The organism is Vineibacter terrae (assembly GCF_008039615.1).
Taxonomy (GTDB): Bacteria; Pseudomonadota; Alphaproteobacteria; order Reyranellales; family Reyranellaceae; genus Vineibacter; species Vineibacter terrae.
The window spans coordinates 115,959-142,521 of record NZ_VDUZ01000014.1 but is presented as its reverse complement, the minus strand read 5'-3'; the positions used below and the strand labels follow the sequence as shown (position 1 = coordinate 142,521).

The 26,563-nt window shown below is 67.6% G+C and carries 24 protein-coding genes; 14 read left to right on the top strand and 10 right to left on the bottom strand.

Annotated elements, in window-relative coordinates; all coding sequences use genetic code 11:
• Nucleotides 1-231: 231 nt before the first annotated feature.
• From FHP25_RS14560 to FHP25_RS14540, 5 genes are all read right to left on the bottom strand, one after another.
• Nucleotides 232-1,494, bottom strand: coding sequence for an ABC transporter substrate-binding protein (locus FHP25_RS14560; RefSeq protein WP_147847664.1), 1,263 nt, complete (start codon nucleotides 1,492-1,494; stop codon nucleotides 232-234).
• A 25-nt stretch (nucleotides 1,495-1,519) separates the two neighbouring features.
• Entirely contained in the window at nucleotides 1,520-2,593 is a 1,074-nt protein-coding gene (locus FHP25_RS14555; protein WP_147847663.1) for a branched-chain amino acid ABC transporter permease, read from the bottom strand.
• On the bottom strand, nucleotides 2,593-3,480 hold the full coding sequence (locus tag FHP25_RS14550) for a branched-chain amino acid ABC transporter permease (RefSeq protein WP_147847662.1): 888 nt from the start codon (nucleotides 3,478-3,480) through the stop codon (nucleotides 2,593-2,595). Before FHP25_RS14550 ends, FHP25_RS14555 begins: the two co-directional genes overlap by 1 nt.
• A 220-nt stretch (nucleotides 3,481-3,700) precedes the next feature.
• A complete protein-coding gene (locus FHP25_RS14545; RefSeq protein WP_147847661.1) occupies nucleotides 3,701-5,611 on the bottom strand; it encodes an AMP-dependent synthetase/ligase in 1,911 nt (636 codons plus the stop codon).
• Entirely contained in the window at nucleotides 5,608-6,444 is an 837-nt protein-coding gene (locus FHP25_RS14540; protein ID WP_147847660.1) for an ABC transporter ATP-binding protein, read from the bottom strand. The genes FHP25_RS14545 and FHP25_RS14540 overlap by 4 nt, the downstream gene beginning before the upstream one ends.
• Nucleotides 6,445-6,738: 294 nt before the next feature.
• Between FHP25_RS14540 and FHP25_RS14535 the strand changes: the two genes are divergently transcribed.
• Nucleotides 6,739-8,001 carry an MFS transporter gene (locus tag FHP25_RS14535; RefSeq protein WP_147847659.1) on the top strand — a complete coding sequence of 421 codons (1,263 nt, stop codon included), beginning with the start codon at nucleotides 6,739-6,741 and terminating at the stop codon, nucleotides 7,999-8,001.
• Nucleotides 8,002-8,207: 206 nt separating this feature from the next.
• Here the strand turns inward: FHP25_RS14535 and FHP25_RS14530 are convergent, their stop codons facing one another.
• From FHP25_RS14530 to FHP25_RS14510, 5 genes are all read right to left on the bottom strand, one after another.
• Nucleotides 8,208-8,984, bottom strand: coding sequence for a creatininase family protein (locus FHP25_RS14530; RefSeq protein ID WP_147847658.1), 777 nt, complete (start codon nucleotides 8,982-8,984; stop codon nucleotides 8,208-8,210).
• Nucleotides 8,985-9,152: 168 nt separating this feature from the next.
• Nucleotides 9,153-9,935: a transporter substrate-binding domain-containing protein gene (locus FHP25_RS14525; protein ID WP_147847657.1), complete on the bottom strand. Its 783-nt coding sequence runs from the start codon at nucleotides 9,933-9,935 to the stop codon at nucleotides 9,153-9,155.
• Between the two features lie 26 nt (nucleotides 9,936-9,961).
• Nucleotides 9,962-10,693 carry an amino acid ABC transporter ATP-binding protein gene (locus FHP25_RS14520; protein ID WP_147847656.1) on the bottom strand — a complete coding sequence of 244 codons (732 nt, stop codon included), beginning with the start codon at nucleotides 10,691-10,693 and terminating at the stop codon, nucleotides 9,962-9,964.
• A complete protein-coding gene (locus FHP25_RS14515; protein ID WP_147847655.1) occupies nucleotides 10,680-11,330 on the bottom strand; it encodes an amino acid ABC transporter permease in 651 nt (216 codons plus the stop codon). Before FHP25_RS14515 ends, FHP25_RS14520 begins: the two co-directional genes overlap by 14 nt.
• Entirely contained in the window at nucleotides 11,327-11,989 is a 663-nt protein-coding gene (locus FHP25_RS14510; protein WP_178133537.1) for an amino acid ABC transporter permease, read from the bottom strand. The genes FHP25_RS14515 and FHP25_RS14510 overlap by 4 nt, the downstream gene beginning before the upstream one ends.
• Nucleotides 11,990-12,193: 204 nt before the next feature.
• Between FHP25_RS14510 and FHP25_RS14505 the strand changes: the two genes are divergently transcribed.
• From FHP25_RS14505 to soxA, 13 genes are all read left to right on the top strand, one after another.
• Nucleotides 12,194-12,934 (top strand): dienelactone hydrolase family protein, encoded by a 741-nt coding sequence (locus tag FHP25_RS14505; RefSeq protein ID WP_147847653.1) that lies wholly within the window; start codon nucleotides 12,194-12,196, stop codon nucleotides 12,932-12,934.
• A 122-nt stretch (nucleotides 12,935-13,056) separates the two neighbouring features.
• On the top strand, nucleotides 13,057-16,890 hold the full coding sequence (locus FHP25_RS14500; protein WP_147847652.1) for an nSTAND3 domain-containing NTPase: 3,834 nt from the start codon (nucleotides 13,057-13,059) through the stop codon (nucleotides 16,888-16,890).
• A gap of 266 nt (nucleotides 16,891-17,156) precedes the next feature.
• Nucleotides 17,157-17,537: an IS66-like element accessory protein TnpA gene (tnpA, locus tag FHP25_RS14495; protein ID WP_178133536.1), complete on the top strand. Its 381-nt coding sequence runs from the start codon at nucleotides 17,157-17,159 to the stop codon at nucleotides 17,535-17,537.
• Entirely contained in the window at nucleotides 17,534-17,881 is a 348-nt protein-coding gene (tnpB, locus tag FHP25_RS14490) for an IS66 family insertion sequence element accessory protein TnpB (RefSeq protein WP_147847651.1), read from the top strand. Before tnpA ends, tnpB begins: the two co-directional genes overlap by 4 nt.
• A gap of 134 nt (nucleotides 17,882-18,015) precedes the next feature.
• Nucleotides 18,016-19,557 carry an IS66 family transposase gene (gene tnpC, locus FHP25_RS14485; RefSeq protein WP_147847684.1) on the top strand — a complete coding sequence of 514 codons (1,542 nt, stop codon included), beginning with the start codon at nucleotides 18,016-18,018 and terminating at the stop codon, nucleotides 19,555-19,557.
• Nucleotides 19,558-20,073: 516 nt separating this feature from the next.
• Nucleotides 20,074-20,526 carry a (2Fe-2S)-binding protein gene (locus tag FHP25_RS14480; RefSeq protein ID WP_147847650.1) on the top strand — a complete coding sequence of 151 codons (453 nt, stop codon included), beginning with the start codon at nucleotides 20,074-20,076 and terminating at the stop codon, nucleotides 20,524-20,526.
• Between the two features lie 11 nt (nucleotides 20,527-20,537).
• Nucleotides 20,538-22,715, top strand: coding sequence for a xanthine dehydrogenase family protein molybdopterin-binding subunit (locus FHP25_RS14475; protein WP_147847649.1), 2,178 nt, complete (start codon nucleotides 20,538-20,540; stop codon nucleotides 22,713-22,715).
• A gap of 86 nt (nucleotides 22,716-22,801) precedes the next feature.
• Entirely contained in the window at nucleotides 22,802-23,050 is a 249-nt protein-coding gene (locus tag FHP25_RS14470) for a c-type cytochrome (protein WP_218578379.1), read from the top strand.
• Nucleotides 23,047-24,312, top strand: coding sequence for an NAD(P)/FAD-dependent oxidoreductase (locus FHP25_RS14465; protein ID WP_147847647.1), 1,266 nt, complete (start codon nucleotides 23,047-23,049; stop codon nucleotides 24,310-24,312). Before FHP25_RS14470 ends, FHP25_RS14465 begins: the two co-directional genes overlap by 4 nt.
• Before the next feature lie 5 nt (nucleotides 24,313-24,317).
• The gene (soxX, locus tag FHP25_RS14460; protein ID WP_147847646.1) at nucleotides 24,318-24,761 is read left to right on the top strand and encodes a sulfur oxidation c-type cytochrome SoxX; all 444 of its coding nucleotides are present in this window, start codon (nucleotides 24,318-24,320) and stop codon (nucleotides 24,759-24,761) included.
• A gap of 56 nt (nucleotides 24,762-24,817) precedes the next feature.
• Nucleotides 24,818-25,291 (top strand): SoxY-related AACIE arm protein, encoded by a 474-nt coding sequence (locus FHP25_RS14455; protein ID WP_147847645.1) that lies wholly within the window; start codon nucleotides 24,818-24,820, stop codon nucleotides 25,289-25,291.
• Nucleotides 25,291-25,614 carry a thiosulfate oxidation carrier complex protein SoxZ gene (gene soxZ / locus FHP25_RS14450; protein ID WP_147847644.1) on the top strand — a complete coding sequence of 108 codons (324 nt, stop codon included), beginning with the start codon at nucleotides 25,291-25,293 and terminating at the stop codon, nucleotides 25,612-25,614. Before FHP25_RS14455 ends, soxZ begins: the two co-directional genes overlap by 1 nt.
• Nucleotides 25,611-26,396 carry a sulfur oxidation c-type cytochrome SoxA gene (gene soxA, locus FHP25_RS14445; RefSeq protein ID WP_408068526.1) on the top strand — a complete coding sequence of 262 codons (786 nt, stop codon included), beginning with the start codon at nucleotides 25,611-25,613 and terminating at the stop codon, nucleotides 26,394-26,396. The genes soxZ and soxA overlap by 4 nt, the downstream gene beginning before the upstream one ends.
• The last annotated feature ends 167 nt before the right edge of the window (nucleotides 26,397-26,563 follow it).

Genomic DNA, 26,563 nt, shown 5'->3' with positions numbered 1-26,563 from the left:
AGGAAGGGGCCCATGCCGAAGGCATGGGAAGGTGAGGGGTAGGAACGATCAGGCCATGCGGAGAGAACAGGGACTGGTCGCTCGTACCCCTCACCTTCCCATCGCTACGCGATGGGCCCCTCCCTCTCCCCGCTGCCGCGGGGCGAGGGGTAACGGCAGCATATGCGATCGCCCTGCCCGCAAGGGGGAACATACAGAAAATGCCCCCGGGCGCAGCCATCGACATTTCCGCTATTTGCCGCTGGCCTTGAACTCCGCCGAGGCCTTGCGGATCTCGTCCCAGACCAGGTCCTGGTTGGCCGTGAACCAGTCGGTGGCCGGCACGAACTTGGCGCCGTCCCAGCGCACGACGCGGCCGCGGCCGCCGCCCTGGTGGTCGGCCTTGGTCGACGTCATGGGCGGCATCAGCCCTTCGGCGGTGAAGTTGGTGATGGCGCGCAGGCCCTCGTTGAGCCACGGTCCCGTCACCGGCCCGTTGGGCGCCTTCTGGAACGCCACGCGCACGCCCTCGGTGATGATGGCGGCCATCATCACGCCGATATTGTAGTAGCTGGTGCCGACCTTGCCTTCCGGCCCGGCGCCCTTGCCCTTGCCGACCACGTCCTTGAGGATCTCCTGGATCAGCTTGGGCTCGCGGCCGCCGGCGCAGGCCTCGAACTTCAGGACGCCCTTGGTCTCGGACTTGCCGGCGACCTCCATGTCCGATTCCGACAGCCACACCGACGAGGAGACGCGGTCCATGCGGATGCCGTTGCGGACCGCCTCGCTCAGCGCCACGGTCTGGCCCACGCCGGCGCCCCAGAACACGACCCAGTCCGGCCGCGCCCGGCGCACCTGCGGCCAGATCGCGGACTGGTCGTTGCCCGGCGGCGTGTAGGGGAAGGCCTGGAACTCGTATCCCAGCTTCTTGCCCAGCGCCTGGAAGACCGGCAGCGGCTCGCGGCCGAACGGCGTGTCGATATGGACCAGGACGATCCTCTTGCCCTTGAGGTCCTTGTCCTGCTGGCGGAAGAAGTCGACCAGGATCCCGGCCTGCGTCCAGTAGTTCGGCGACAGCGGCATCACGTAGGGAAAGACGCTGCCGTCGGCGGCATCGCTGCGGCCCGACAGGGTCGTCAGCATGTTGATCTGGTCCTGCAGCGCGCGCGGCACCAGCGCCCGCGCCACGGGCGTCGACAGCGGATCGATCAGCACGGCGCCCTGCTGCTTCAGCCGCTCGTAGGCCTCGATCGCGCGCGGCACATCGTTGCCGTGGTCGGAGACCTCGGCCAGCAGCTTATGGCCGTTGATGCCGCCGCGATCGTTGATGAGGGTGAAGTAGTCGCGCTGGCCCTGGCTGTATTCGGCGGTCACGAACGTGTAGACCCGCGTGAAGTCCTGCGGCATGCCCAGGCGGATCACCTTTTCCTGCGCCAGCGCCCGGCCCAGCGGCAGCGGCGCTGCCAGGCCGATCGCGGCGGCGCCGGCCACGAAGTCGCGACGATTGAGTGTCATTGCCCGCTTCTCCCTCCGATGGCCCTCACCGCCTGGCGTGGCGGAACGGCCAGACAAGAAAATAGTCCCTGACATTGGCGTAGATCTTGGCAAGGCCAAGGGGCTCCCACAGCAGGAAGCCGATGATGAGCGCGCCGTAGAGCATCAGCGGGACATGCGCGCGAAGGTCCGAGCTGATGGAAAGAGCGAACGTGTCGGACAGGCTGCCGATGACGTTGTTGAGCACGATGGGCGCGAACAGGATCAGGGCCGCGCCGAAGAAGGAGCCCAGCACGCTGCCCAGGCCGCCCACGATCACCATGGCCACGAGCTGGATCGACAGCTCGATGTGGAACTGGTCGGGCGAGATCGAGCGCAGGTAGCAGACCGCCAGCACGGCGCCCACGACGCCGCCGATGAACGACGAGATCCAGAACGCCAGCAGCTTGTAGCGCAAGGTGCCGACCCCGATCACCTCGGCGGCGTAGTCCTTCTCGCGCACCGCCGCCAGCGCCCGGCCCAGGCTGGTGCGCCGTGCGTTGAGCATGAACAGCGTGACCACGGTGCCCACCGCCAGGGCCATGTAGTAGGTGGCGGTATTGCCGACGATCGGCACGCCGAGGAAGCGCACGGTGGGCACCTGGATCGTGGCCTGCGTGCCGCCGCTGATCGCCGGCACGTGCGAGATCACGAAGTCGACGATGTACTGCATGGCGAGCGTCGCCATCGCCAGGTAGAGGCCCTTCACGCGCAGCGCCGCGGCGCCGAACATGATGCCGATCGCGGCGCTGGCCAGGCCGCCGCCGATCATGGCGACCTCCAGGGGCACGCCGGCGCGCACGAGATGGACGGAGGTGTAGGCGCCGATCGCCATGACCGCGCCATAGCCGAGATGGATCTGGCCGGCGCCGCCCATCAGGAAGTTCAACCCGAGCGCCGCCGTCGACCAGATGATCCAGGGCAGCAGGTAGCCGGCCAGGTAGAGGTCGCCCAGGTACAGGGGCGCCAGCACCAGCAGCGCGAACACCAGCGCCACCAGCGCCCGGTCGAAGGGCAGCGGCCAGAGCTGCCGCTCGGCGCGATAGCTGGTGTGGCGGATGCCGGCGCGACGGTAGAACATCACACCCTCTCGATGTGCTCGCGGCCGAACAGGCCGTGCGGCTTGATCAGCAGCGTCAGCAGGATGATCACCGAGGCGACGATGTCGCGCGTGCCGCCGCCCACCAGCGGATCGATCAGGCCGGTGGCCAGGCTCTCGGCCACGCCCACGATCAGCCCGGCAATCAGCACGCCGGGAATCGAGTCCAGGCCGCCGAGGATGGCGATGGCCAGGGCCTTGATCAGCAGCAGCGACAGCGACCAGTCGACGCCCTGGGTCGAGCCCCACAGAATGCCCGACACCGTCGCCGTGACCGCGGCCAGGCCCCAGGCCACGGCGATGGCGCGCTCGACCCGGATGCCGACCGACCAGGACGCCGTCTGGTCGTCCGAGACGGCGCGCATGAACACGCCCAGCCGCGAGTTGAAGATGAGCATCGAGACCAGGATAACGCCGGCCGAGATGATGCCGCCGTAGAGCGTGGCGCGGTTCACCAGCAGCTCGCCGACGAAGACCGGCGCCTGCGGTATGCCGACGTCGAGCCGCTTCACGGCCGCGCCGAACACGCCCGGCAGCAGGCCGCGCAGCATGATCTCCAGCCCCAGGGTCAGCATGATGGCCATGATCACCGGCTGGCCAGCCATGCGGCGCAGCGCCAGCCGCTCGATCAGCAGCCCGACCACGAACATCATGGCCAGGGCCAGCACGATCGCCAGCGCCATCGGCGCGCCAAGGCCGGTGGCCACGGCCCAGGTCAGATAGGCGCCCATCATCGCGATGGCGCCCTGCGCCAGGTTGGCCAGCCCCGACGTCTTGTAGACGAGCACGATGCCGGCCGCGACCAGGGCGTACATCAGCCCGACCAGGGCGCCGTTGATGGCAAGCTCGCCGAGCAGGAGGTAGTCCATCAGGGGGTGCTCCAGGTTTCGTTCTGCCCGCGAAGGCAGGGCGATCGCATCCGGCGCAACGTTGTGCTGCCGCCCTTTCGGTCATCCCGAGCGCAGCGAGGGATCTCCTGCGAATGGCGCACGGTGCGCCTTGCCGCAGGAGATCCCTCGCTGCGCTCGGGATGACGGAGGGGCCATATGCGAGGACCCCGCCTGCGCGGGGAGAGGGATGTGATCGGGCTCATGTCGCTACCTCGGTGATGGCCAGCGTGCGGCGCATGGTGCCGGTCTCGCCGCTCTCGTAGGTGATGCGCGCGTCGAAGCTCACCTCGGTGCTGCCGTCATAGAGGCCGGCGATCAGCGGAGCGTAGCGCTCCTCGATCACGTTGCGCCGCAGCTTGCGGGTGCGGGTGATCTCGCCGTCGTCGGCATCGAAGTCCTTGTGCAGGTTCACGAACCGGTGGATGCGCAGACCGGGCTCGAAGTTCTGGTTGCTGCGTGCGATCACGTCGCGCACGAGATCGAGCACCTGCGGCTTCTGCGACAGGTCGGCATAGGAGGTGCTGGCGATGCCGCGCTGCTCGGCCCAGTAGGCCACGGCATCGAAATCGATGCACACGATCGCGTTGAGCACCGGCAGGCCGGCGCCGATCACGGCGACGTTGCGGATATAGGGTGAGAACTTCAGCCGGTTCTCGATGTAGTTGGGAATGTAGCGCTCGCCGGCGGCGGTGCGCACCACCTCCCCGACGCGACCCAGGACGACGAGCTGGCCGTCGGCATCGATCGAGCCGGCGTCGCCCGTCCGCAGCCAGCCGTCGACGAACGCCTTGGCGGTGGCGTCGGGATCGTCGAAGTAGCTGTCGACGACGCTCTGCGAGCGCACCAGGATCTCGCCGCTGTCGTCGATCCTGACATCGACGCCGGGCAGCGGCCGCCCCACCGTATGCAGCCGCACGGCGCCGTCGTCCTGCGCCGCCGTGAAGGCCGAGGTTTCGGTCTGGCCATAGAACTGCTTCAGGTTGATGCCCAAGGCGCGGAAGAACAGGAACGTGTCCTCGCCCAGCGCCTCGCCGCCGGTATAGGCGCGCCGCGTGCGGCTCAGGCCCAGCGAATCCTTGATCGGCGCGAACACCAGCATCTCGCCCAGCAGCCCCATCAGGCGGTCGCGCAGGCCGTCTGACTCGCCCGCCAGCCGCCGGCGCTCGCGCGCCACCGCGCGCGGCATGAAGTAGTCGAACAGGCGGCGCTTGAACGGCGTCGAATCGGCCATCCCGACCTGGACATGCGTCAGCATGTTGTCCCAGGCGCGCGGCGCCGCGAGGTAGAAGGTCGGCGCGACCTGCCGCAGGTCGCCCAGCACCGTCTCCTGCCGCTCCGGGATATTGATGTGGAAGCGCAGCATGATGCCGGCGCACACGGTGAAGACGAAGTCGCCGATCCACGCCGTGGGCAGGTAGGCGTAGTGCTCCTCGCCGGTGTGGAAGTAGCCGCCCGCCGCGGCGTTGCGCACGGCGGCGATCACGTGCCGGTGGCGCGGCGCGATGCCCTTGGGCGCGCCGGTGGTGCCCGACGAATGCAGCAGCACGGCGATGTCGTCGCCGCCGGCGCGGCTGGCGATGTCGGCCTTCAGGCCCGCTTCGGCCGACAGCCGCGTGCGGCCGCGCGCCAGCACGTGAGCGAAGGCGACGAGCCCCTCGGCCGTGTACTCGCCCAGGCCGCGCCGGTCGTCGTAGATGATATGCGCCGGCCGGCCGATGCGGCCGCGCAGCTCGATCAGCTTGTCGACCTGCTCCTGGTCCTCGGCAACGGCGATGTCGGGCGCGCCGTGCCGCGTGTAGTGCGTCAGCTCCTGCGGCGGCACGTCCGGGAAGACAGGCGATGGAAAGGCGCCCAGCGCCACCGCCCCCAGCATCGCGACGTAGAGGTTGTAGCGGTTGTCGCCGATCACCGTCATGGCCGTGCCCGGCTTCAGCCCCAGCGCCTCCAGGCCGGCGGCGGCGGCCATCACGTCGTCGAAGAATGCCGTCCAGCTGTATTCCTGCCAGATGCCGAGGTCGCGCTCGCGCACCGCGACGGTGCGGCCGTGCTCGGCGGCGTTGCGCGCCAGCGCCGCGATGAGGGTCGGCGGGCCGTCGGCGGCAGCGCTCATGCGCTTGCCCGGGCCGGCCCGGCCGTAGCGCCCTGGCCGAGATAGGCCGCCACGACCGCGGGGTCGGCCATCGCCTCGCGCGGCTTGCCCTGGGCCAGCGGCGCGCCCTCGCTCAGCACCAGCACGCGATCACAGATGGCGGTGACGACGTCCATGTGGTGCTCGATGACCAGCACCGACAGATCGCGCTCGACACGCGCGTCGAGCACGAAGCGGGCGATGTACTCCTTCTCCTCCTGGTTCATGCCGGCCATGGGCTCGTCCAGGATCAGCAGCCGCGGCTCGGCCGCCAGCGCGCGCGCCAGCTCGACGCGCTTCTGCATGCCCAGCGGCACGATCTCGACCGGCTCGTACCGGATGTCCTGCAGCTGCATGAAGTCGATGATCTCCTCGACCACGCGCCGGTGCGCCACCTCCTCGCGCACGGCGGCGACCCAGTAGAACAGGGTCGCGAGGGCGCTGGGCCGCATGTGGATGTGGCGGCCGACCAGGATGTTGTCGAGCACGCTCATGCCCTTGAACAGGGCCAGGTTCTGGAAGGTGCGGGCGACGCCGTGGCGGGCGATGCGATGCGGCGACCAGCCGGTGATGTCCTCGCCGAACAGCGCCACGCGGCCCTGATTGGGCGGGTAGAACCCGGTGGCGACGTTGACCATCGTGGTCTTGCCGCTGCCGTTGGGGCCGACTAGGCCGAAGATCTCGCCCTGCTGCAGGTCAAAGCTCACGCCCTTGAGCGCCTGCACGCCGCCGAACGAGCGCTGGATGTCGGTGCAGCGCAACGCCGGTCCGCCGACGGCCGCCTGCGCGCCACTGGCGCCCGTCAGCACCGGCATGCGTCAACGACCCGTATTGGCTGGACTGCAGCTCCTCGGCGCGCAATCACCATTTCCACCCCTCACGCGCACGGATTTGCGACCGAGCTTGCGTGTGCATATTCAACACGGCACCGATCGGGCTTGTCAATGTGAATGGGATTCACTTTTTGGCCGCGGGAGCGGCATATCGATTGCGTTCGTCGATTGATGCTCAACCCGTCAGGCAGGCGTCATGCAACCGAACTCCGGCATGCAACGCAGACCTGCCGAGCCAGCGGTGGCGCCGCGGGTAGCCGCTGCTACCATGCCTCGATGAGCAACAGCACGATGGCCGCCCACGAAGCCGAGGCGGCGGTACAGGCCCCGCCGGCGACTGCGGCGTCGGCCACGAGCACGACCTTCGCCATCATCCTGTCGCTGAGCTTCTGCCACCTGCTCAACGACATGATGCAGTCGCTGGTGCCGGCGCTCTATCCGATCCTCAAGGATTCGCACGGGCTGTCGTTCGGGCAGATCGGCTTCATCACGCTGGCCTTCCAGTGCACCGCCTCGATGCTGCAGCCGGTGGTCGGCCTCTACACCGACAAGCGGCCGCAGCCCTATTCCCTGATGATCGGCATGGGCTTCACCCTGGTCGGCCTGCTGCTGATGTCCCAGGCGCACAGCTATCCCATGATCCTGCTGGCGGCGGCGCTGATCGGCATGGGCTCGTCGGTGTTCCATCCCGAGGCCTCGCGTGTGGCGCGCATGGCCGCCGGCGGCCGCTTCGGCCTGGCGCAATCGCTCTTCCAGGTCGGCGGCAACATCGGATCCGCGGCCGGCCCGCTGCTGGCGGCCTTCGTCGTCGTGCCCCACGGCCAGCAGAGCATCGTGTGGTTTTCCGCCGCGGCCCTGGTGGCGATGATGGTGCTGTTCCAGGTCGGCGGCTGGTACCGCGCCCGCCGTCCCGCGCAGAAGCCGGCGGCCCGCGCCAAGGCCCCGACAATGGGCGGCGGCATGCCGACGCTGTCGCGCCGCCGCGTCAGCATGGCCGTGGCCGTCCTGGTGGCGCTGCTGTTCTCCAAGAACGTCTACAGCGCCAGCCTGGGCTCCTATTTCACGCTCTACCTGATCGCCAAGTTCGGCGTCGACGTGCAGACGGCGCAGCTCTACCTGTTCGCCTTCCTGATCGGCATCGTCGCCGGCACGATCGTGGGCGGCGTCGTGGGCGACAGGGTCGGCCGCATCCCGGTGATGTGGTTCTCGATCCTGGGCGCGCTGCCCTTCGCCTTGATGCTGCCCTACGCCAACCTGTTCTGGACCGGCGTGCTGGCGGTGGTGGTCGCGATGATCATGGCCTCGGCGTTCTCCGCGATCCTGGTCTACGCCCAGGACCTGATGCCCGGCCGCGTCGGCCTGGTGGCCGGCATGTTCTTCGGCTTCTCGTTCGGGCTGGGCGGCCTGGGGGCCGCGGCGCTCGGTCAGCTTGCCGACGTCGCCGGCATCGATGCGGTCTACAAGGCGACACCGTACCTGCTGCTGCTAGGGCTGCTGACGGCGCTGCTGCCGCGCCAGCCCAGCGCACCGAAGCGGTAATCCCTCTCCCCGCGGGAGCGCAGGGCTGTCCGGGGAGGATGCCCGGTAGAATGTGGCACTTTTCGCTGCAGCAACGCTTCATGGTGAGCTTGTCGAACCATGAAGCGTCTCGCACGAGCCGTCGTGCGCGGCCTTCATGGTTCGACAAGCTCACCATGAAGGCTTTTCCCCGGACAGCCCTGCGTGGGAGCGGGAGAGGAGAGACATCAGATCGGCGCGTTCCATAGCCGCTCGTCGGCCAGCGCCTCGGCGACGTCGGCGGCGATGGCCTGCAGCAGCTTCTCGCCCTTGTCGGCGCTGGCGGCGGCGGCGTCGCCGATCACGCCGATGGGCGAGCGGCTGGAGAGCTGGCGCCAGCGGTAGACGCCGGCATTGACGCCCGGGATCGCCGACAGGCCAGGCACGTAGGGACCGTGCATCTGCGCCAGCTCGTCGGGGTTCACCAGCTCCGGCGCCACGGCCATCAGCATCGAGGTCTCGGCCTCGCAGGCATGCAGCAGCGCCTTCTGCCGCTCGAGCAGCCTGGCGATCGAGGCGGCGGCGATGTCCCAGTAGGTGCCGGTGGCCAGCGGCAGCTTGTGGGCGACGGTCAGCTCGCCGATCATGTTCTGCAATGCCGTCGTGTTGCCGCCATGGCCGTTGAGCACGAAGATGCGCTTGAAGCCGTGGCGGATCGCCGACTCCACCACGCAGCGGATCACGGCATGCATCGTGGCGTAGTCGAGCGCGATGGTGCCGTTGAGCGACATGTGATGCTCGGACATGCCGTAGGGAATGGTGGGCGCCACCAGCACCGGCACCGAGCGCGTCATGAGGCGTGCCGCCCGGTGCGAGACCTCCTGCACCAGGCGCCAATCGACCATGCTGGGCAGATGCGGGCCGTGCTGCTCGGTGGCGCCGATCGGCACGATCACGACGGCATTGCGCCCGGCCAGCGCCTTGATCTCGGCGGCCTTCAGCCGCGACCATTCGATTTCAGTCATGGGAGACTCCTTGTTTTCACCTCTCCCGCAAGCGGGAGAGGTCGACGGGCGCGACAGCGCGCGGCGGGAGAGGGCTTCAGGACTCGGCACCTCGTCCTTGGGCCCTCACCTTCCCATCGCTTCGCGATGGGCCCCTTCCTCTCCCGCGCAGCGGGAGAGGAGATAACGCTACAGCGACGGCAGCGGGGCCATGGGGATGCCGAGCCACTTGCGGTGCAGCTTGTCGAGCTCGCCGTTCATGGTGTTGAAGAAGATGAAGCCGTCGAGCCAGCGCACCAGGTTGTGCTCGCCCATGCGCACGCCCATATGGGCCGGGCTGCGGCGGATGGTGAACTTCAGCTCGAACTCCTTGTTGGGATTGCGCTTGGCCAGGTCGGGCACGATCAGGCTGTTGGTGGCGATCAGGTCGGCCTGGCCGGAGATGTAGGCCGCCGCCGCCGTGGCATCGTCCTCGGTGCGCATGATCGTCGCCTTGGGGTTCATCGCCGACAGCCCGAGGTCCTGCGTCGTGCCCTTGGCGGCCGCGACCTTGAGGCTGCCCAGCGCATCGGCCGATGTCACGTTGGCGCTCTTGGGGCCGAACACCGCGAGCTGGGTGTCGGCATAGGGCGCCGTGAACATGATCTGCCGGGCGCGCTCGGGCGTGAGGCCCATCACCGAGATCACGATGTCGACCTTGTCGGTCAGCAGGAACGGGATGCGGTTGGCGCCGGTGACCTGCTGCATCTCCAGCTTCACGCCCAGCGCCTTGGCCACCATGTTGGCGAGGTCGACGTCGAAGCCCTCGGCCTCGCGGTTCTGGTTCTGCGAGCCGAAGGGCGGCACATCGAGCGGCACGGCGATGCGCACCACGCCCTTCTTCAGGATGTCCTCGAAACGGTCGGCCCTGGCGGCCGTCGCCGCCAAGGCCATGAATGTCAGCGTCAGCAGGCCGGTCAGAATCCGCTTCATGTCGCTTCCCCCTCGGTTGAACACCCTCAATGCAGAACCGCGCTCAGGAACGTCTCGAGCTCGGGCGTGCGTGGCCTGGCCAGCGTCTGCGCCGCCGGCCCCTGCTCCCACACCTTGCCCTGGTGCATGAACACCACGCGGCTGGCGACCTTGCGCGCGAAGCCCATCTCGTGCGTCACCAGCATCATGGTCATGCCGTCGGCCGCCATCTCTTCCAGCACCTTCAAGACCTCGCCGACCAGCTCAGGATCGAGCGCGGAGGTGATCTCGTCGAACAGCATCAGCTGCGGCGACATCGCCAGCGACCGCGCGATCGCGACCCGCTGCTGCTGGCCGCCCGACAGGCGGTCGGGATAGGCGTCGATCTTCTCCTCCAGGCCGACCTTGCGCAGCACCGTGCGCGCCAGCTCGCGCGCCGCCCGGCGGTCCATGCCCTTCACGACCGTGGGCGCCAGCGTGATGTTGCGCTCGACCGACAGGTGCGGAAAGAGGTTGAAGCTCTGGAACACGATGCCGACCTGCTGGCGCAGCTTGCGCAGATCGGTGCCGGGATCGTTGACCACGGTGCCGGCGAACGTGACGGCGCCGCCCTGGATCGGCTCGAGCCCGTTGACGCAGCGCAGCAGGGTGCTCTTGCCCGAGCCGGAGCGGCCGATGATGGCGATGATCTCGCCCTTCTCGACCGAGAGGGACACGCCGTCGAGCACCGTGAGCGGCCCGTAGCGCTTGACCACGTCGCGCAGATCAACGAGCGACATGCAGCCTCCCTTCAAGGCGCCGGCTCCAGCGGGTGAGCGGGAAGCAGAGCGCGAAATAGAGCGCTGCCACGATCAGGTAGACACTGAACGGCCGGAACGTCGTGGCGGTCGTGAGCTGCCCTTCGCGCGTCAGCTCGACGAAGCCGATCACGGCGGCCAGCGACGTGTTCTTGATCAGCTGCACCAGGAAGCCCACCGTGGGCGGGATCGCCACCCGCACCGCCTGCGGGATGATCACATGGCGCAGCTGCTCGGTGAAGCTCAGGCCCAGCGACGCGCCGGCCTCCCATTGCGTGCGCGGGATCGACTGCAGGCAGCCGCGCCATATCTCGCCCAGGAAGGCGCCGGCGTAGATCGAGTAGGCGGCCGCGGCGGCGATCCAGGGCGACACGGTGATGCCCACGATCGACAGGCCGAAGAAGAAGACGAACAGCCAGGCCAGCAGCGGCGTGCCCTGCACGGCGTGCACGTAGAGCATGGCCAGCCAGCGCAGCGGTGCCACGGGCGAGACGCGCAGCAGCGCGACCGACAGGCCGACCACGGCGCCGCCGGCGAAGGCGATCGCCGTCAGGGCCAGCGTCCAGCGCATGGCCGCGATCAGGTAGAGGACATCGATGAAAGCCAGCTCGCGGATCATCGGCGCACGAACACCAGCTGGTAGATCGCCGCCAGGATCAGGCGGAAGATGAGCGCCAGCGCCAGATAGGCGCCGGCCACGACGGCATAGATCTCGAAGTCGCGGAAGGTGCGCGACTGCACGATCGAGGCGGCATGGAACAGATCCGGCGCCGAGATCTGCGAGACGATGCTGGTGGCCAGCATCAGCAGCACGAACTGGCTGGCCAGCGCCGGATAGATGATCTTGAGCGCCGGGAACAGCACGATGTAGCGGAAGATCTGCACGCCCGACAGGCCCATGGCGGCGCCGGCCTCGATCTGCGAGCGCGGGATGGCCTCGATGCCGGCGCGCACGATCTCCGACGTGTAGGCGCCGAGATTGATCGTGAGCGCGATCAGCGAGGCGGTGACGGCATCGAACTTGATGCCGGCGCTGGGCAGGCCGAAGAACACCAGGAACAGCTGCACGATCAGCGGCGTGTTGCGGATCGCCTCGACATAGGTGGCGATCGCCAGCCGCAGCCAGGGCGGACCATGGACGCGGCCGGCGGCGCACAGCGTGCCGATGACGAACCCGGCCACGATGGTGACGCCCGACAGCAGCAAGGTCAGCGCCAGCCCGTCGGCCAGGAACTCCCAGGCAGCAAACACGTCGCGGAAATTGAAGGTGTACGTCACCGCCCCCGCCCGTCTCCTCCGCCCAGGTTCGCCGATCGTGTCGTCGGCTTTCCCGCGGCGACAAACCGTATCAACCATGTCCGCGCTGTCAATCCGGCGGCACGACGGGCAGGTCTGCGCCGCCGCGAGGGCGGCCGGCTTGATCACCCTCGCGAGCTATGGCGTGATCGGCGCAACAGCAGCATCGCGAGCGAGGACACGCCCATGATCGAGGAGATACTGGACATCGCCACCAAGGACGGCGCGATGGAGACCTTCATTGTCCGCCCCGAGCGCAACGGGCCGTTTCCCGCCGTGTTCTTCCTGATGGATGCGCCGGGCATCCGCGAGGAGCTGCACGACATGGCGCGCCGGCTGGGCACGGCCGGCTACTGCGTTCTGATGCCCAACCTCTACTACCGCGCCGGACGCGACACGAAATACGGCCCCGATGTGCTGGAGCACGGCAGCGCCGAGCACACGCGCATGCGCGCGGTGCGCACCAGGATGACCATCCCGCCGGTGATGGACGATATCGCGGCGATGCTGGCCTTCGTCGACGCAAGCAGCGAGGTGCGCAAGGGACCGGTGGGCTGCCACGGCTACTGCATGAGCGGCCCCTATGCGCTGGCCGCCGCCGCGCGCTATCCCGACCGTGTCGCCGCCGCGGCCTCGTTCTACGGCACGTGGCTGGTGAGCGATGCGGTCGAGAGTCCGCACCTCACGCTGGGCAAGGCGAAGGGCGAGCTCTACATCGCCTGCGCCGAGCACGACGAGCTTGCCCCGCCCGACATGGTCAAGGAGCTGCAGGGCCTGTTCCAGCGGTCCAACGCCAAGGGCGAGCTCGAGATCTATCCCGGCGTCCACCACGGCTTCGCCTTCCCGCAGCGCAAGATCTACGACAAGCCGGCGGCGGAGCGGCACTGGGAACGCCTGCTGGCGCTCTATCGACGGCAGCTGGGGTGAGTCTGGCCTGACTGTCATCCCGGTTTCCGAATCGAGTGGATCATGTTTTGAGGCATCCCGAACGCGAGGTAGAAATGGTTTCGCTGTAGGCGACGCAGCGGGCGAATGGGGAGAAGGGACAATTGGATATAGCCATCATCGGTCCCGAGAAGTTCGCGTTCCAAGACATGGCATGCATTGAACTTGCACTCAGTTTCCGCCCATTCGGTCCGTTCGCACTCGTGCCTGAACCAACAGGAGGAGAGGATGCCAGCCTGACGTGGGACGACGGCGCCCTCCTCACGCTGGAGGTACAAGTAAAGGGCGCGAAGGGCTCTGCCGGTGTGGCCGAGCTACTCGACTATCTTGTCCACTATCCCAGCCGCGAGGTGACCGGATCACTTCTCCAGAGGCTCATGGAGCAGGATGATCGACATGCACTCTTCATTCTGACTGCGCGATGCACCGACGACCTCACACCGCTGCTGCTTGCCCGCCCACTCATAGGCCGACCCGCCTCGCGGATAGCCCCTCGTGCGCTGGCGGAGGCGCTTCGCAATGAAGTCAGCGCGAAAGCTGCGACCAAGCCACCAAAGAATGCGAGCAAGCTCACCCTTGAACGCCTGGCCAACCTTGAAGACCTCGCGAGGCGACCGGTCGCGGACTTCGAACGAGCGCTCGCCAAGATAGCATTGAGAGAACAGGAGACCGCTGAAACTATCGAGGTCCACCTACATACCGCAATGCGAGCCGAGCGTTTCGACACGCTCTCGATTCGAGGCATCCTCGCTCGGTTCGGTGACCTCCTTGCAGAGTCCAAGCGCACCCGGTCTGATGCTCTCGGCCCAATCCTGACGGCGCTCGCCGCACATGCGCCGAGCGCACTGGGGCCACATGGATACCTTGAACGCGGTATCGAAGCTGCTCTCGAGGCGCGGTTGCGTACTGATCGCTCACTGCTAATTACCGGCCCGCCCCGTGCCGGCAAGTCCTGGACTGCACGAGCGATGGCCGGCCAACTGCAACGCGACGGGTTTGAAGTTAGGCAGGGCTCCTTTGTGGAGGAAGCCGAACGGTTCCTTACTGACCCGATGGGCGCGGAGCGTGTCTACGTACTTGATGATCCGATCGGCTCGCGTGAACCACATACCGACGCGAATGCCCGACTTGCCGCGCTAGGTGCGCTGACCGAGCGCATCCCCGCCAACCGCCGATTGATCGTCGCCCAGACGGAACAAGTCCTCTTGCAGACGAAAGCAGCTCCCGATCTCATCGCCTGTGGCCTCGGCGGACGTGCCTGGCTACGTCTTGAGCCACTCCCGGTCGAGAGGGCCGAGGCGATATGGCGATCGGCTGCCGAAACGCAACTGGTCCCCGCGGTAGGCGTTTCCCGAGTGGCGGAGCTAATCTCCCGCGAGCCCGGGCTGCGCGACCCAGGTGCACTCGCCTACCTAGCACAAACATGGAGCGAGCTTTCCCACCGTCCACTCGACGCGGAGATAGTGCTCCAGGCGAGAAAGGACGCATCAGATTTCGCGCGGACGCTCGCAATGCAAACGCCGGGGCTCAGCGACCTTCTAACCGCCTCGGCGCTCGCCACGACGGCATCCGATGGGGCCGCCGCCTCAGATCTTGCCTTCATCATCAGCGGCGGAAACGATCGCCCCGCCCTCGCCCCCAAAGTCGATGTTGTGACGATCGGCCACTCTCGACCACCGCCCTCCTACCCATCTGAGCCGCTGCTATCCGAACAGCAGCGACACGGGCTCGAGGTGCTGCAACGGCGACGCGTCATCGAGGATCGCGATGGCCGATACAATTTTACCCATCCTTACCTGCGCGCTGGCGCGCAGGCGCTCGTAACACCCGACATACCAGCCGACCTGCAACGTATCCGTACTCAACTGGAGCGCGCTATCGCATGTCCCTCTCCCGTTACGTCACTTGCGGCGGCGCGCAACCTCAGATGGACGCGATCGGCGTTGCAGTGTCACGCAACGAGCACGGTGTTCGATATCGCCCATCAAGGTACCCGTTCTCTATTTCCCGCGACGCGCGACTGCTGCTTCGAATTTTTGGTGGAGTTCGCCGATCTCCTTCCTGAAGAGCTGAGAGATGACTTCCCGTGCCTTTCGGAGCGAATGGTGATCGAACTCGAGGACATTGATGTCGCACATGGATTCGGGTTCGTATCCAATAGGTATGATTGGCCCATCGCTGCCTCACCGATCGAGGAGGTCCAGCCGTATCTCGACGCGATAGAAGACGGATCACCGTTGGGTCTCGATCTATCGCTTTCCCGTCGCATCCTTCAGACACTCGATGCGCATCCAACGGCTCTTACTGGAACCGCAGTGCGTCGCTTCCTTCGCGCCGACGAGGCGGTGGTCCGCGCGACGGTGGCGCGAATTTGGGCACGAATTCCTCGATATAACGACGAGGACGTTCTTGCTCGCCTTGAAGGTGACGCAACACCTACGATGACCACCGCACTGCTGAATGAGCTCGCGCACAGCTGGGAGAGTCTACCCAAAGAGAGACGAGAGCGAGTCCTGGCCACCGTCGTCGCCCACGCGCGTTCGCCCAGCTGCGCAAGCGTCCTGCTCAGCCGTCTGGTGCTATTCAATCGGGTTGAGCGCTTCGGCGAGCAACCGCCTTGGCAGGTATTCACAACGCTAATGCCTGTCGTGATCGCCAATCTCCCGATCAGCGTCTCGTTCGCCGATGACCGCTTCTGCGTGGCCATCGACGACGCCATCCGGGCAGTTCCCTCTAACGAGCTGGTGCCTGTGCTTGACGCCTGGGGAGACCGCCTGCTGCAGCGGCTCGATCGCTACTTATTGAGTGAATCCGAACTCGCAATCGTCGACCCTCTCCTAGCGGTAGCGCCCGAGAGTGGGCGAGTACCAATCCTGCAACGCTTACTCAGGGTTCGCGACACAGGTGCAAGAATCGTAACCACTCGCTGGCTCGCTCACAATTGGGACGAGTTGGGCACCGCTGAACGAGCACTACTTGAGGAAGTGATCGGCGACCACCGCGTCGATCAGCGTTGGCTATCCGCTACGATACTCACACTCCATCGTCCACCCACAACGCTCGTCGCAGTACTCACTGGTGATCTCGATTCGCTCGAACGTTCAACAGAGGAGATTGAGCGGAAGCTGGGAGCGTCTCTGTTCGCCGCGTGCGTGCACATGTTCGTGGGTTGGCCTCAGCCGCTTTGGTGGTACGGCACGCATCACTCACGCAGTCCTATTTGGACACGCGTCATACGCGACCTAGCGCGCGATCCGAACCATCCGCTCCACCCGTTAGCCTTCTACGAGATCGCCAACTTCGGCGGAGAAGACGAACTCGCCAAGCTAGTTGATGAACTGCCGGATGCAGCACTACTCGGCACATTCGAACGGTTGCTCGATTTCAAGGTGTCGCATGTAGGCGATTGGCGTCAGAAGGCCTGGCAACGCTTGCTTGCTCGCGCGGATCAGACAAAATTGCTGGACGACTTTGTCATGCGGATCGACGAAGAACTCGATGGAATCCTCGAACGACTAAGTGACGTAGGACGCTGGTTAGGCGAACGCGATCTTCTAGTGCGCGTCGCGCGCCTTTTGCCCAATGATCTCCGAGCCCTGAGGAGGGCTAGGAATCTCCGTACGACGTTCGTCATGCTATCAGATCAGTTGGCGAAGACAGAGGGCGCTGACATGACGATGGCCGAACAGGTCTTCGCCACACTGTGTGCCGAAGAACTGAAGGCACTTAAGGCGGCGCCTCCTCGCATCTTTGGAACGTGGGATGAGATCGGGCGCATCTTCGAAAGTGTTGGCGCGACGGCTGAGGTGCGCGCCGCACTTGAAGGCAAGCGCCGCACGGCAGTCAAGCGCCATCACGCTATCCGCCAGCGCTTCAGGGGTTCTCCTGCACCTGTCGCGATTGAAGGATGGATCAATCAGGCTCGCCAGTATGACTAAACTTCGACTCAGGGCTTGTTACAAAATAGGCGATTCGAATTAAGGAATTGAGAGGAGCGGAAGAAAACAGGAAAGAAGCGCGCGTCCAGGAGACTGTGCGGCGACAAAGCATACGCTGATGGTGTGATCGACCATGATTCGATTCGGATGCATTATATGGCGATGTCACCTTGTCTGGACGGTACGCGTCCGGTGAAGGCCACCTATCTGCGAGTGGATGTCGCGTGAGAAGGTGAGCCCGCTAACGAGGGAGTTAACGGGCGCGCATGACGACGGTAACGGTCTTATCAGGTCCAGAGCGCCGCCGGCGGTGGCCGGCGTCAGAGAAGGCGCGCATCGTTGCGGAAAGCCTGCAGCCGGGCGCCGTTGTGAGCGAGGTGGCGCGCCGCAACGACGTTCACGAGAACCTGCTGCACGGGTGGCGGCGTCAGGCGCGCATGGTGCCGTCGCCAGGAGCCGTCGGCCGCGGTGCGGGCTTTGTGCCGCTCAAGATCGCGTCGGACGAGCGCGAAGCGGCGATGGGCGGCGCGACCGCGACAGCGATCGAGGTGAGCCTGGGCAATGGCATTGTGCTGCGCGTGCCGCAGGGTGCTGCGGTGGGCCGGGTAGCGCAGCTGGCGACGGCCCTGGCAGGACATGGTCGATGATCCCGTTGGGCAGCGAGGTGCAGGTGTGGCTGGCCAGTGGCCACACCGACATGCGCCGTGGCTTCGACGGCCTGGCGCTGCAGGTGCAGGAGGTCTTGAAGCGCGACCCGCACGGCGGCCACCTGTTCGTGTTCCGCGGGCGCAGCGGGCGCTTGCTGAAGATGTTGTGGCACGACGGCCAGGGGCTGTGCCTGTTCAGCAAGCGCCTGGAGCGCGGGCGCTTTGTGTGGCCGCGGGCAGCCGGCGGGCCGGTGACGATCACGGCGGGGCAGCTGGGCTACCTGCTGGAGGGCATCGACTGGCGCCTGCCGCAGCGGACCTGGCGGCCACAGGCGGCAGGCTAGCATCGGCGCGACTGAATGACTCATGCGCCGGCACGGACTGTGGGGTGCGGCTGTGCTTTGATGCTGCCGTGACCGACAAGACAGCTTCGCTCCTGCCCAACGACCTTGCGTCGGCGCACGCGTTGATCGCGACGATGCGCGAGGCGCTGGTGGTGGCAGAGGCGCGGGCCGCGGCGGCGGAGAGCGAAGCCAAGCTGCGGGCGCTGCAGATCGAGCAGCTGAAGCACACGATCGCCAAGCTGCGGCACGAACGGTTCGGCCAGTCGTCGGAGCGCAGCGCGGTGCTGGCGCAGCTGGAGCTGCAGCTGTCGGAGCTGCAGGCGGATGCGTCGCAGGCCGAGGCCGAGGCGGAGGTGGCAGCCGAGCGCGCCCAGGTGGCGGTGCGCAGCCTCGCGCGGGCCCGGCCCGCGCGCCGTCCGCTGCCGGAGCACCTGCCGCGCGAGCGTGTGGTCTACCCGGTGCCCGAGGCCTGCCCGTGCTGCGGCGGGCGTCTGCACGCGCTGGGCGAGGACGTGACGGAGACGCTGGAGCTGGTGCCGCGGCAGTGGAAGGTGATCCAGCACGTGCGGCCGAAGTATTCGTGCCGCGCGTGCGAGGCGATCACGCAGCCGCCGGCGCCGTCGCATCCGATCGCCCGCGGCCGGGCCGGGCCGGCGCTGCTGGCGCATGTGCTGTTCGCCAAGTACGGCCTGCACCTGCCGCTGACCCGCCAGAGCGCGACCTATGCCCGCGAGGGTGTGCCGCTGGACGTGTCGACCCTGGCCGACTGGGTCGGTGCCACCGCGGTGATGCTGCGGCCGCTGATCGAGCGGATCGGCCAGCACGTGTTCGCGGCCGAGCGCATCCATGCCGACGAGACGACGGTGCCGGTGCTGGCCGCGGGCAAGACCCGCACCGGCCGGCTGTGGACCTATGTGCGCGACGACCAGCCCTTCGGCGGCGCCGATCCGCCAGCGGCGGTGTACTTCTACTCGCCCGACCGTGGCGGCAAGCATCCCGAAGCGCATCTGGCCGGCTATGCCGGGCTGATGCAGGCCGACGCCTATGCCGGGTTCAACCAGCTGTACAAGGCGACGCGCCAGCCGGGGCCGATCGTGGAAGCGATGTGCTGGGCCCATGCCCGGCGCAAGTTCTTCGACCTGGCACGGCTGAACAAGGCGCCGATCGCGCTGGAGGCGGTGGCCCGCATCGATGCGCTGTTCGCCATCGAACGCGAGATCACCGGCCAGCCGGTGGACGAGCGCCGGCGCGTGCGCCAGCAGCGCAGCCTGCCGCTGGCGATGGACCTGGAGGCCTGGCTGCGCCAGCAGCGGGCCAGGCTGTCGGCCGCCAACCAGGTCGCCAAGGCGATCGCCTACAGCCTCAACCGCTGGGACGGACTCATCCGCTTCCTCGACGACGGCCGCCTGTGCATGTCCAACAACGCCGCCGAGCGGGCGCTGCGCGGCATTGCCGTGGGCCGCAACAACTGGACCTTCGCCGGTTCCGACGATGGCGGCCGCCGGGCCGCCGCCATCTACACCCTCATCGAGACCGCAAAGCTCAACGATATCGATCCCCGCGCCTGGCTCGCCGACGTCCTGGCCCGCTTGCAGGATCACCCGGCCAAGCGCATCGACGAGCTGCTGCCCTGGAACTGGAAGCGCCTGCGCGGCGAGACCAAGGCTCTCGCATAGCTGCCGGCCTGATCAGCGCATCACCTCAACCGCGGCCTTCACCGGACGCGTACTCTGGACGAGCGAGGGTTGCGCCTGTTCACTGCCGGCGAAGCGCATGCGGCAGGCCGTGGCGGGATCGCATCAGTTGCGGCGGCTTATGCAATCCGTCTTGGTCGAGCCAACATCCTCTGGAGATGTGACATGAAATACGCATGGCTCTAGGCCACGAATACTTTGCTCCCATACGTAATCACGGCCGGTGTCACAGTCACGGCCATCTCCCGATTCCGGGTGAAACCCAATTGATCGCGGTAGCGGCTGGTGCAACACACGCCGTCATCCTGCACATTGGTGAATCCACAATGAAATCTTGGCCACGGCCCGGCCCTAACCTGCCAATCATGATCACAGTTCCGGGAGGAGTCGAATTTTGACAGCGGCCTGCCGCGGGCCGCTGGGCTACGGTCGCAGGTGGACAGCGACGGCCATCACCGCCTGCGGACGATGCCGTCGTCTCTTGACGGAGGAAGCCTCGTGGTCGCTCTCACCATCAACGGCAAGACACATGATGTGACCGTCGATCCCGGCACGCCCCTGCTCTGGGTGCTGCGCGACACGATCGGCCTCACCGGCACCAAGTATGGCTGCGGCATCGCGCAATGCGGCGCCTGCACGGTGCATATCGACGGCGTGGCGACGCGTTCCTGCCAGGTGACGCTGGAAAGCGCGGCCAACGCCAAGATCACCACCATCGAGGGCTTGGCCGAGAACGGCGTGCTCACCAAGGTGCAGCAGGCTTGGCTCGACAATGACGTGCCCCAGTGCGGCTACTGCCAGAGCGGCATGGTCATGGCGGCGACGGCGCTGCTCAAGAGCACACCCAAGCCGACCGACCAGGACATCGACGCCGCGATGACCAACATCTGTCGCTGCGGCACCTATCAGCAGGTGCGCGCGGCGATCCATGCCGCCGCGGCCAAGGCGTGAGGGAGGCCACGATGACCCTCAACGCAACGCCCGTCGCCACACTGAACCGCCGCACGCTGCTCGTAGCGGCCGCCGCTGCCGGCGGTGGCTTCTCGCTGGGCTTCGGCCTTCCCGGCAGCGGTCCTGCCCGGGCGAACCAGGTCCGCGAGATCAACGCCTGGGTGGTGATCCACCCGGACGACAAGGTCGTGATCCGCGTCGCCCGCTCGGAGATGGGCCAGGGCACGCTCACCGGCCTCGCCCAGCTGGTCGCCGAGGAGCTGGAGTGCGACTGGACCAAGATCTCGACCGAATACCCGACGCCCGGCCAGAACGTCGCGCGCAACCGCGTGTGGCGCAATTTCTCGACCGGCGGCAGCCGCGGCATCCGCGAGTCGCATGAGTACGTGCGCCAGGGCGGCGCCGCGGCACGCATGATGCTGATCCAGGCCGCGGCGGCGGACTGGAAGGTGCCGGCCAGCGAGTGCGCGGCGGCCAACAGCGTGATCACGCATAAGCCGTCGGGCCGCACGGTGACGTTCGGAAAGGTCGCGGCGGCGGCCGCGACGCTGGAGCCGCCCAAGGACATCCCGCTCAAGGATCCCAAGGACTGGAAGATCGCGGGCAAGGCGGTGAAACGGCTGGACACGCTCGACAAGCTCACGGGCAAGCAGCTCTACGGCAGCGATCTGCGCCTGCCCAACATGCTGACCGCCACGGTCAAGGCCTGCCCGGTGCCGGGCGGGAAGCTGAAGAGCTTCGACGCCGCCAAGGTCGAAAAGATGCCCGGCGTGAAGCGCGTCATGGCGCTGGACGGGATCGCCGTGGCCGTTGTGGCCGACACCTACTGGTCGGCGCACAGCGCCCTGGCGGCGCTGCCGGTCGAATGGGACGCAGGGCCGAATGCGTCGGTCTCGAGCGCCACCATCGCGGCGATGCTGAAGGAAGGTCTCGACGCCGATCAGGCCTTCGTCGGCAACAAGACCGGCGACGCCAAGGGGGCGATCGCCAGCGCGGCCAAGAAGGTCGAGGCCGTCTACAGCTATCCGTTCCAGAACCACGCCACCATGGAGCCGATGAACGCCACGGCGCTCTACATGGCCGACAAGTGCGAGGTCTGGTGCCCGACGCAGAACGGCGAGGCGGCGCTCGCCGCCGCCGCTGAAGCGGCCGAGCTGCCGGTCGCCAAGTGCGACGTGCACAAGATGCTGCTGGGCGGCGGGTTCGGCCGCCGCGGCCGCTCCGACTACGTGCGCCAGGCGGTGCTGATCGCCAAGCAGATGCCGGGCACGCCGGTGAAGCTGATCTGGTCGCGCGAGGAGGACATGGCGCAATGCCAGTTTCATCCCATCACGCAATGCAAGCTGGTCGGCGCGCTCGATGCCAAGGGCGACCTGGTCGGCCTGCATATGCGCATCTCGGGCCAGTCGATCCTGGCCTCGCTGCTGCCGCAGAACCTGCAGAACGGGATGGATCCCGTCACCTTCCAGGGGCTGAACCCCGGCGGCGCCGAGGGCATGTTCGGCTACAACATCCCGAACCTGTTGATCGATCACGCGATGCGCAACCCGCACATCGTGGCCGGGTTCTGGCGCGGCGTGAACCTCAACCACAATGCGATCTATGTCGAATGCTTCATGGACGAGCTGGCGCACGCGGCCGGCCAGGATCCGCTGGAGTTCCGCCGCAAGCTGCTGAAGCCCAAGCACCTGGCGGTGCTGAACGCGGCGGCGGAAAAGGCCGGCTACGGCAAGGCGCCGCCGGGCCGTTTCCATGGGCTGGCGCAGATCATGGGCTTCGGCAGCTACGTCGCAGCCTGCGCCGAGGTCTCGGTGAGCGACGCCGGTGTGCTCAAGATCCATCGCATCGCCGCCGCCACGGATTGCGGCGTGGCCGTAAACCCGGCGCAGATCGAGCGCCAGGTGGCAGGCTCGTTCGTCTACGGCCTGTCGGCGGCGCTCTATGGCGAGTGCACCGTCAAGGACGGCGCCATCGAGCAGACCAACTTCGACAGCTACAACGTGCTGCGCATGGACGAGATGCCGCATGTCGAGACGGTGCTGATGCCGTCGGGCGGCTTCTGGGGCGGTGTCGGCGAGCCCACGATCGGCGTCGCGGCGCCGGCCGTGCTCAACGCCATCTTCGCCGCCACGGGCAAGCGCGTGCGCTCGCTGCCGCTGATGAACGCCAACCTCAAGCGCGGGGCATGAGGCCGTTCTCCCCGCCTGCGCAGGGAGAAGGCAAGACGCGTTGCTGCCTCGCCCTGCTTGTGGCGTTCGCCTGGACGGGCGCGGCCGTGGCCGCGTCGCCGGAGGCGCCGGCGGGCGCGGCCGCGTGCTCGGGCTGTCACCCAGCCGGCAAGGGCGTGGATACGCCCGTGCCGCCGCTGGCCGGACGGGCGCCGGCCGATATCGCCGCGGCGCTGCGCGACTTCAAGGCCGGCGGGCGGGCGCCGACCGTGATGGGCCGCATCGCCAAGGGCTTCACCGATTCGGAGATCGATGCCCTCGCCGCCTGGTTCGGCGCGCAGAAGGTGACGCCATGACATCACGCCGCGCCTTTCTGCGATCGGCCGGGATCGCGGCCGGCGCCCTCCTGGCGCCGCGCATCGTTGGCGCGCAGGATCGCGCGCGCGTGGTCGTGGTGGGCGGCGGCTTCGCCGGCGCGACCTGCGCGCGGGAGCTGCGCCGCCTGAACCCCGCCCTGTCGGTGACCCTGGTCGAGACCAATCCCGACTTCATCGCCTGCCCGTTCAGCAACGAGGTGATCGCCGGGCTGCGCGACCTGTCACAGCAGCGCTTCGGCTACGACGCCGTGACGCGCGATGGCGTCGCGCTGGCCCGCGGCACCGCGACCAGCATCGACCCCGCGGGGCGAACGGTGACGCTCGCCGACGGCACCCGCCTGCCGTTCGACCGGCTGGTCCTGGCGCCGGGCATCGATATCAACTGGGAGGCCCTGCCCGGCTATTCGCCCGAGGCCGCCGAGCGCATGCCGCACGCCTGGAAGGCGGGCGCGCAGACAGCGCTGCTGCGCCGCCAGCTGGAAGCGATGGACGATGGCGGCGTCGTGGTGATGTCGGCGCCGCCCAACCCGTTCCGCTGCCCGCCCGGCCCCTACGAGCGCGCCAGCCTCATTGCCTACTACCTGAAGACCCGCAAGCCGAAGTCGAAGCTGATCCTGCTCGACGCCAAGGATGCCTTCTCCAAGCAGCGCCTGTTCCAGAACGCCTGGGCTGCGCTCTATCCCGGACTGATCGAGTGGGTCGGCCTGTCGGCGGGCGGCAAGGTGACGGCCGTCGAGCCGGCGAGCCTGACTTTCGTCACCGATTTCGCGCGCCACGGCGCGGCGGTCGCGAACGTCATTGCGCCACAGAAGGCGGCACGCATCGCGGCGATTGCCGGCGTCGCCGACCGCAGCGGCTGGTGCCCGGTCAACCCGGCGACCTTCGAGTCGACGCTGCAGCCGGGCATCCACGTGATCGGCGACGCCGCCATCATGGGCGCGATGCCGAAATCGGCCTTCGCGGCCAATGCCCAGGCCAAGGTCTGCGCCACCGCCGTCATCGCCCGCCTCGCCGGCCACGACGCGCCGGAGCCGCGCCTGATCAACACCTGCTACAGCCTGGTGGCGCCGGACTACGGCATCTCGGTCGCCGGCGTCTATCGGCCCACCAACGGCCAGCTGGCCGATATCGCCGGCGCCGGCGGCACCAGCCCGCTGGACGCCGATGCGGCATTCCGGGCCCAGGAAGCGGTGCTGGCGGCAGGCTGGTTCCGCACCATCACGGCCGAGGTCTTCGGCTGACGCCGATGCGTCTCGCCCTGGCCCTGCTGCTGCTGGCGGTTGCGGGCGCGCCGGCCCGGGCTCAGGAAGCGCCCAGGCCGTACACGATCAGCGGCGATGCGATCGTGTCGAGCCTGACGGGACAGCCCGGCGATGCGCAGCGCGGCCGCGCCATCGTCGCCAGCCGGCAGGTAGGCCTGTGCCTGCTGTGCCATAGCGGCCCGTTTCCCGAGGAGCGCTTCCAGGGCACACTGGCGCCGTCGCTGTCAGGTGCAGGCTCGCGCTGGTCGGCGGGACAGCTGCGGCTGCGGATCGTCGATGCCGGCAGGCTCAATCCGGACACGATCATGCCGCCCTACTATCGCACCGAGGGCCTGGAGCGGGTGGCGAAAGCGTTTGCCGGCAAGCCGATCCTGTCGGCCGGGCAGATCGAGGACGTTGTCGCCTTCCTGGTGACGTTGAAGGAGTGAGCCCGATCGTTCGTCGCAGCAGCCATGGCGTCCGCTCAACGAGGATCAATGCAGCCATGATCGACACTTCCCCTGAAACCACGCGGCGCGCGTTCCTGGTGTGCTCGACCGGCAGCGCAGCGGCGCTGGCGCTGGGCGTGGCGCCCGCGCAGGCGACGCCCGAGTCGCTGGACGCCGCGATCAAGGCAGTCGTCGGCACCGCCAGGCTGCGTGCCGGCAAGGTGACGCTCGACCTGCCGCCGCTGGTGGAGAACGGCAACACGGTGCCGATGACCGTCTCGGTCGACAGCCCGATGACCGAATCGGATCACGTCACGGCCATCCACGTCTTCAACGAGAAGAACCCGCAGCCGCATGTGATGAGCGCGACGCTGGGCCCGCGTGCCGGCAAGGCCAAGGTGTCGGTGCGCATCAAGCTCAACGATTCGCAGAAGGTCGTCGCCATCGCCCAGACCAGCGCCGGCGAGTTCTGGACCGCCAGCGCCGATGTGATCGTCACCCTGGCAGCCTGTGTCGAGGATCCCACCTGATGGGCCACGCACTCGTCAACGTGCCCGCCTCCGTCAAGCGCGGCGATGCCTTCGAGATCAAGGCGCTGATCGCGCATCCGATGGAGACGGGCTTCCGGCCGGGTCCCAACGGCGTGCTGCTGCCGCGCAACATCATCCAGCGCTTCACCTGCACCTACAACGGCGTCGAGGTGTTCAGCCTGACGCTGTCGCCGGCGATCGCCGCCAACCCGTACATCGCCTTCTTCACCGTCGCGACCGAGTCGGGCTCGCTGACCCTGCGCTGGACCGGCGACAAGGATTTCATGGCCGAGGAGACCGTGCCGATCACGGTGACCGCGTGATCGGCTGGCCGCCGTTCGGGCTGGCAGCGAGGATACTGTGCGCGTGCTGCGTGCTCGTCGCGCCGCTGGCGGTTGCCCAGGACACGGCACGGCGGTCGGGGTACCAGGACATGGGCAGGTCGCTGCAGGCCATGCAGGACGACGACATGGCCAATCCGGCCATGCTCTGGGTGCAGGAAGGCGCCGCCTTGTGGACCCGGCGCGCCGGTTCGGCCGACAAATCCTGTGCCGATTGCCATGGCGATGTCGGCGGCATGGCGGGCGTGGCGGCCCGCTATCCGGCCTTCGCCGCCGGGCTGGGCCGGCCTGTCGACCTGGAGCAGCGGATCAACCTGTGCCGCACCGACAAGCAGAAGGCCGATGCGTTGGCCGATGAAAGCCGCGAGCTGCTGGCGCTCGCCGCCTATGTGGCGCGGCAGTCGCGCGGCCGGCCGATCGCGCCGCCCGACGATGCGCGCCTGCAGCCCTTCATCGCGGCCGGCGACGCTTTGTATCGCCGCCGCCAGGGCCAGCTGAACCTGTCCTGTGCGCAATGCCATGACGACAACGCCGGCCGCAAGCTGGGCGGCGCCACGATCCCGCAGGCGCATCCGACGGGCTATCCCATCTACCGCCTGGAATGGCAGGGCCTGGGATCGCTGAAGCGGCGCCTGCGCAACTGCCTGGTCGGCATGCGCGCCGAAGCCTACGGCTATGACGCGCCCGAATACGTCGCGCTCGAGCTGTTCCTCTTGAGCCGCGCCCGCGGCATGACGCTTGAGTCGCCTGCGGTGCGGCCGTGAGTCCTTCTCCCCGCCTCCGGGGCAGGGCATTCGCATCTGACCTCGCTGTCATCCCGAGCGCCCCCTTCGACAGGCTCAGGAGAGGGATCTCCTGCGGCTAGGCGCACGGTGCGCAATTCGCGGGAGATCCCTCGCTACGCTCGGGATGACGGTAGGGGCATATGCCA

Bases quoted from the DNA above. Each gene is read 5' to 3' on its own strand.
- FHP25_RS14560 (WP_147847664.1), bottom strand. From the start codon at position 1,494: ATGACACTCAATCGTCGCGACTTCGTGGCCGGCGCCGCCGCGATCGGC.
- FHP25_RS14555 (WP_147847663.1), bottom strand. From the start codon at position 2,593: ATGTTCTACCGTCGCGCCGGCATCCGCCACACCAGCTATCGCGCCGAG.
- FHP25_RS14550 (WP_147847662.1), bottom strand. From the start codon at position 3,480: ATGGACTACCTCCTGCTCGGCGAGCTTGCCATCAACGGCGCCCTGGTC.
- FHP25_RS14545 (WP_147847661.1), bottom strand. From the start codon at position 5,611: ATGAGCGCTGCCGCCGACGGCCCGCCGACCCTCATCGCGGCGCTGGCG.
- FHP25_RS14540 (WP_147847660.1), bottom strand. From the start codon at position 6,444: ATGCCGGTGCTGACGGGCGCCAGTGGCGCGCAGGCGGCCGTCGGCGGA.
- FHP25_RS14535 (WP_147847659.1), top strand. From the start codon at position 6,739: ATGAGCAACAGCACGATGGCCGCCCACGAAGCCGAGGCGGCGGTACAG.
- FHP25_RS14530 (WP_147847658.1), bottom strand. From the start codon at position 8,984: ATGACTGAAATCGAATGGTCGCGGCTGAAGGCCGCCGAGATCAAGGCG.
- FHP25_RS14525 (WP_147847657.1), bottom strand. From the start codon at position 9,935: ATGAAGCGGATTCTGACCGGCCTGCTGACGCTGACATTCATGGCCTTG.
- FHP25_RS14520 (WP_147847656.1), bottom strand. From the start codon at position 10,693: ATGTCGCTCGTTGATCTGCGCGACGTGGTCAAGCGCTACGGGCCGCTC.
- FHP25_RS14515 (WP_147847655.1), bottom strand. From the start codon at position 11,330: ATGATCCGCGAGCTGGCTTTCATCGATGTCCTCTACCTGATCGCGGCC.
- FHP25_RS14505 (WP_147847653.1), top strand. From the start codon at position 12,194: ATGATCGAGGAGATACTGGACATCGCCACCAAGGACGGCGCGATGGAG.
- tnpA (WP_178133536.1), top strand. From the start codon at position 17,157: ATGACGACGGTAACGGTCTTATCAGGTCCAGAGCGCCGCCGGCGGTGG.
- tnpB (WP_147847651.1), top strand. From the start codon at position 17,534: ATGATCCCGTTGGGCAGCGAGGTGCAGGTGTGGCTGGCCAGTGGCCAC.
- tnpC (WP_147847684.1), top strand. From the start codon at position 18,016: ATGCGCGAGGCGCTGGTGGTGGCAGAGGCGCGGGCCGCGGCGGCGGAG.
- FHP25_RS14475 (WP_147847649.1), top strand. From the start codon at position 20,538: ATGACCCTCAACGCAACGCCCGTCGCCACACTGAACCGCCGCACGCTG.
- FHP25_RS14465 (WP_147847647.1), top strand. From the start codon at position 23,047: ATGACATCACGCCGCGCCTTTCTGCGATCGGCCGGGATCGCGGCCGGC.
- soxX (WP_147847646.1), top strand. From the start codon at position 24,318: ATGCGTCTCGCCCTGGCCCTGCTGCTGCTGGCGGTTGCGGGCGCGCCG.
- FHP25_RS14455 (WP_147847645.1), top strand. From the start codon at position 24,818: ATGATCGACACTTCCCCTGAAACCACGCGGCGCGCGTTCCTGGTGTGC.
- soxZ (WP_147847644.1), top strand. From the start codon at position 25,291: ATGGGCCACGCACTCGTCAACGTGCCCGCCTCCGTCAAGCGCGGCGAT.